This window comes from Pseudomonas sp. P5_A12 (assembly GCF_056400685.1).
Genome location: NZ_JBFUKU010000305.1, coordinates 1 through 6,103, shown reverse-complemented (window position 1 = coordinate 6,103; position 6,103 = coordinate 1). Strand labels below are relative to the sequence as shown.

General features: G+C 56.3%; 3 protein-coding genes. All 3 read right to left on the bottom strand.

What is annotated here, in order from left to right; genetic code table 11:
* Window positions 1-1,986, bottom strand: a 1,986-nt coding sequence (locus AC1DSG_RS26165) for an HD domain-containing phosphohydrolase (protein WP_477793480.1), incomplete at its 3' end; no start/stop codon positions are given.
* Window positions 1,987-2,035: 49 nt separating this feature from the next.
* Window positions 2,036-5,680 (bottom strand): transporter substrate-binding domain-containing protein, encoded by a 3,645-nt coding sequence (locus AC1DSG_RS26160; protein WP_477793479.1) that lies wholly within the window; start codon window positions 5,678-5,680, stop codon window positions 2,036-2,038.
* Between the two features lie 8 nt (window positions 5,681-5,688).
* The coding region (locus AC1DSG_RS26155) for a LuxR C-terminal-related transcriptional regulator (RefSeq protein ID WP_477793478.1) at window positions 5,689-6,103 on the bottom strand (415 nt) is incomplete at its 5' end.

Below are 6,103 nucleotides of genomic sequence, written 5' to 3'. Positions count from 1 at the left end.
GACTTTGCCGCAGTCATGCAGCCACGCCGCGATGTGCAGGGCTTCCCACTCATCTTCCGTGGGTTGATAGCCGCTGAAGGCCGGCTCCTGACTGGCAGCGGCAGCCTCAGCGAGCATCAGCGTCAACGCCGGCACTCGCTGACAATGTCCGCCGGTATAAGGGCTTTTGGCATCGATCGCCCCAGCCAGCAGTTGAATGAAAGAGTCCAGCAACTGTTTCTGCCTGGCTTGCAGGCGCTGGCTTTCAATACTCACGGCCGCCGCACCGGACACCGCCTGAAGAAACGCAATGCGGTCCGGGCGAAGCTTTTCCAGGTCATTTTGAGCACCACTGTCGGCCAGCAAGAGGACAAGCAGACCGACGGTTTCGTTATGCCGGTTGTGTAACCGGATACCGATCAAGTGAACCCGAGGACTTTCCAGCGCAAGCATCACCTTTTGCAGGTCGGCGGCGTTTTCGAAGCTCAGACTGGTGACGACATTGTCGGCGTTCGACAACTGCTGCATCCACTGAGGGCTCTGCGGGTTCTGGAGTTCGTAGCCGTGAATCCCGAATGCAGGTAATGCCTGGGCGATATCGTTGATCACCAGGCCGTGAGGCTCCATGCGGTCGCTATCCTGCTCGCGCAGGTAAATCAGACCCGCCTGGGCCTGCCCGATTTTCACGGTTTCGAATAACACCCGTTGCAGTAACGGTGCGAAACGGGTCTCGGCACTCAGGCTTTCAGTGATCTGGAAAAAGCTCGCCAAGGTGTCCTTCATGCGCGCCATCGACACGCTCAGTTGGTCGACTTCCAGCACGGGTGAGCGTCGGCTGACAGGAAACTTGAAATTGAAACTGCGGATCGCATCGGCTTCCTGCACCAGTGCGTGCAGGGGTTTGACCAGAACTCTGGAGGTGAGCCACGCCAGCGGCAGGCACAGCAGCAACGTTGCCAGAGTGATCAGTGCGCCTTGCCAGCGCATTCGATAGGCATCGACGAGCAATTCATCTTCCGGCACCAACAGCGCCAGCTGTAATCCTTCAGGCCCGCCTTCCTTCATGCTGCTGCGGGCCACAATCCATTGGCGACCCGCGGCGTCCAGGCGATTACCTTCAAGCGGACTGGCGAGCAGGGCACCGAGTGCCGGATTCAAATCGGCTGCCTTGATCAAACGTACGGTCTGGTCGTCAACGATCAGCCTGCTGCTGTCAGGATAGGCAACGGCATTGCCCTCGCCATTGAACAGTACGATTTCTGTGTGCGGGGTCACCACATGTTTGGCCAGTGTCGCCGACAGGTCGGCGAGGGTGAGGTCCGCGCCCATCACTGCGTTCGCACCGCTGCGCCGGGCCAGGGTGGTACCAACATCGAGAGTGGAGAAAAATACATAGGGTTCGGTGGTGATCTGGTCCTCATCACTGCGAGCGCTGCTAAACCAGGCGCGTGTGCGCGGATCGAAAGTTTCGTCGGGGTTGTCCTGGCGGTCGATGAGGGCCAGGTTCTGATCAAAAAACAAAGTCTGGGACCGCACCTTGCCACCGCCGCCCGGGTGTTCGATGCTCCAGACTTGATAGGCCGCCGTATCCGGGGCATTCGTGAGCGCTTTCACGGCCGGGATGCGCAGGGGACGCACCATGAAAAAATCGCCATTGCTGTAACCCAGATACAGCGAGGCCAGGTTGGGATTGTCTTTGAGCGACTGGCTAAAGGGTTTCAGCAGCGCGAGCCGTTGCTCCAGCGCTGACGCTTCGGTCGCCGGGTTGTCCGCTAGCAAACTCAACAAATGGCGGATCGGTACATAGGTGGCTTGCAGATCCAACCGGATATCCTGTTCGATCCGGTTGAAGAGTTTTTCGCTGCTGGACAGGATGATCTGCGTGGTTTGCCGGTAATTGAAAATGCCCAACACCACGCCCGTTAGCAGCAGCAGGAAGGTAAACATCACGCTGATATGGACATGTAACGGAAAGCGTCGTTGATCGGAGCGCAGTGAGTTTGGCATTACGGGTCTCTCCATGAGGTTAAACACACTGCTCAATGCTCAAGCATAGTTAATGCTCCATCGTTCTGCTTTTGTCGTYATGCCTTATTTGTTGTTGCAAGGCTTGCTCCAGTTCGAGCATGGCGCGCTCGATGGCCTTAGTGCAGTTGGCTACGGTTTCGGGGTGGAACACTTCATGGCAGGCGATTTCGAGCGCTTCACAGCTGTCGATCAATCGATACGCGTGGACGATTCGGGCCGCCCCCTTGATTTTGTGAGCGATGTCGAGGAAAGGCTGGCAGTCTTTGCACTGGAATAGCGCCCGCAATTGCTCACGGTCCAGTCGATTGCTGTTCAGCAGTTCGGACAATAAGCGGTGATCCAGCTTCGGATTACCTCCGGTCAGCAGTTGCAGCCCTTCGAGGCTGAACGCCGGGGCGCGGGCGATCGGCTTGATGCGTTCAATCCACTGCCTCAAGGCCGTCAAGCTGAGGGGTTTGAACAGGCAGTCGTCCATCCCGGCCTGTTTGCAGCGTTGTATTTCTTCCGGCTGTGCATTGGCGGTAAAACCCAGCAGAGTGCAGACCGCGCGCGGCTGTTGCTGTTCGTGTTGACGAATCAACCGGGCCAGTTCGTAGCCGTTCATGATCGGCATGTTGCAATCAACAATGACCAGATCGAACAGTCCGTGCTTCCATGCCGCGAATCCGGCCTCGCCCTCTGCTGCTGCGCTGTAGTGGTGCCCCAGAAACTCCAGTTGCTGACACATGAGCAAGCGATTGGCCGGATGATCGTCGACCACCAGGACGTTCAACGGGGTTGAGGTAAGCTGAATAGGTGCTTCGGCGGTTTTCGGCTTCAGCGCTGGCGGCAATGTTGCCAGATGCAACGATATTTCGACTTGAGTGCCGGCACCGGACTGGCTACGCAATTGCAGGCTGCCGCCCATCATCTCGCACAGCGTGCGACTGATCACCAGACCCAGCCCAGCGCCCCCTCGGGTCGACTGCGCGCTATGGGTCGCTTGAGCGAATGGCTCAAACAAACGCTGTTGATCCTGCTCGCTGATCCCCATTCCGCTGTCTTTGACCTGCACGCGCAGCAAGACCCGCTCGGGCTCGTCAGTGGCGTGTAACTCAACCACAATCCGGACCTGACCCTGTTCGGTAAACTTGATGGCGTTGCTGACCAGATTGGACAACACCTGCTTGAAGCGCATCGGGTCTAACAGGACATCGGTTGGCGGATGTGCAGGATTGAAGTCCAGCAACAGGCGCAGATTTTTCTGCCGGGCGAGCCCGTCGAAGATTCTGACCACCGATGCCACCGTTTCACCCAGGTTGACGCGCTCCGGGTTCAGGCTCAGATGCCCGGATTCGATGCGCGCAATATCGAGAATGTCCCCGATCAGTTCCAGCAGGTCTTTCGCCGAATTGTATGCGACGTCAATGGCGGGGCGGTCCGGATGAGCCGGCTCGATACGTTTGAGGGTCAGTTCCAGCATGCCGATGATTGCATTCATCGGGGTGCGGATCTCATGGCTCATGGTCGCCAGAAAAGTGCTTTTGGCCCTGTTTGCTTCATCGGCGCGTTCCTTGGCCGCTCGAAGATCATYGAACAGTTGTCGCCGCTCGCTGATGTCGATCCAGCCGCCAATAATGCCTTGCACTTCACCACTCGAGTCCCGGTAAGGCAGAATCCAGTGATAAACCGTCAGCTTGCGACTGCCGATTTGCAGGGTGCGGTCGAGAATCAACGGTGTACCTTCACTCACGACGCGCTGATAGTCAGCCTGATACTCCTGAGCTTCGAAGGCGTTGCTCATGTTGCCCTGAATGACACTTTTGCCGATGACGTCTTCGTATTTTGTATTAAAGGCTTCCAGGTAACTGTCGTTGCAGCTTTGCAGCAATCCCTGCCGATCACGTACGTAGATTGGATGAGGTGTGCCATTGACCAGTGATCGCATGAACTCAAGTTGATCATTCAGCGCGAGCTCGGCCGCCTGACGCTGTTTTACCTGACGACGCATGTAAGCGTTCCAGGCAACAGAAATCAGCAGTAGCACACCAACACCGATCACCACCTGATAGAACACCCGGTGATAGCTACGCCAGGTGTTTTGCGTAGTCGACGAGTATCCCCGCCAGCGGCTGTTGATAATGCCCAGTTCCTGCGGAGTAATGCTTAGCAATGCCTTGTCGAGGATTGCGCTCAGTTCTTTGGCATCACGCCCTGTTGCCAGAGAGAACGCAGCCTGCTGCGTGCCAAGGGTGGAGCTGATTTGAAGCGGTTGCTCGAAGATTCTGGATGAGATGAAGTAGTTGGCGATCACCAGCGAGTTTACGGCACCTTCAGCCTGACCCTCTGCAACTGACTGCACGGCACTGAAGGTGTCTGGGGTTTCGATCAGATTGACGTGCGGGAACTCGCGACGCAGGTAATCCACCATCGGATTGCCTTGGGCAATCGTCAGGCGCTTGCCCGAAAACTGTGTGAGGTCGGTCGGGGTGTCGGCCACTTTGCGCGTCAGCAGAACGAAGGAGTTTTCCAGGTAGGGGCGGCTGAAGTTCAGCAGCGTTTCACGTTGTGCGCTGGGCAGCAGGGCGCCAATCAAGTCGGCCTGATGATGACTGATTCGCTCGATCATATCGTCATCGCTTCGGCTGCGATGGATCTCGAAGCGCAAGCCGGTGCGCAACCTGATCAATTCGAGCAGGTCGGCGGTAACACCTCGAAAGTTGCCTTCATCGTCGAAAAACGTCAGCGGTGCAAACGCCTCATTGACCACCACGCGAACCACTGGATGTTGCGCCAGCCAGCGTTCTTCGCGACCAGTCAGTTGCAGCTTGTGATCGGTGAGCAGGATGTCACTGCCTGCACTCCAGCGTTTGGCGATGTTTTCTCGCTCGCTGGTCGGGGTGGCATTCAGAATCGCGTTGATGATCCCAAGGAGTTCCGGGTTGTTCTGGTGCACGGCAAAGCTGAAGCCGTGGACTTCATGTTTACCGAAGTTGGCCATCCGGACGTTGTTCAGGTAACCCTTGTTGATCAGATAATGAGTTGAAATAGTGTCACCGAGAAAGACATCAGCCTGGTCGAACGCGACAGCGTTGATTGCATTCTGGTAAGACGGAAAGGTTGAGATAATTGCCTTTGGGTACAGGGATTTGACTTCGTCCATCGGCAAATAGTGGTACACCATGCTCAGCCGCAACCCGGCCAGGCCATCGGTCAGGGATCGGGTTTCTCCCTCTCGTGTCACCAGAACCGGTTGGTCCGCGGCGTAAGGTGTGGAAAGCACAATGTCGGCGTTGCGTGCCTCAAACCCATTGGCACTGCCAAGCATATCGACCTCACCGTTCTCAAGCGCTTTGATCGCGTTTTCTCGGGACGCGTAGCGCTGAACCTTGACGGGCAGGCCAGTGACCTTGCCAAGGATGCCCGCGTAATCGGCAGTGAAACCTTCATAGTCGCTGCCGCTGTTGGTCAGGTCGAAAGGCGGGTAATCGGGGGCTGAAGTGCCCAGAAGGAGTTCACGTTTGTTGTTGATCCATTGCCGTTGTGATTTATCCAGTTGGACTTCCATGTGACCGACCATTGAGCGACTGAGCAGGGTGTAATGCTCGCTGGGGGAGTGTGTCGCAGACACTGAGGTGCTCAGGCATAAGCCTGCAGTTACCAGTATTAGATAATCCTTTATACGACTGGGCATCCGGGCTCTCACACTAAGGCGTTACGTTTTGCCATATCGATGAGTTCAACCAGTGATTTGGCTTTGAGTTTTTGCATCAAGCGCTTTTTATAGGTACTGACTGTCTTGTTGCTGAGGAACATGCCCTTGGCAATTTCCTTGTTGGTACGGCCTTGTGCAAACAGTTGCAACACCATCAACTCCCGGTCGTTGACTGCCTTGAAGAGCTCCAGGTCGGCATATCGCGTGTCATCGCCACGGACAGGATTCAACGCCTGGCTGGGAAAATAGTTGTAGCCTGAAAGTACCGCCTTGATTGCACTCACCAGTTCACTGAGATCTTCCTGTTTGCATACATAGCCCGACGCGCCGGACTGCATGCAGCGAATACCGAACAATGTCGGACACTGAGCCGTTAATACCAGGGTTTTTAACGGGGTACAC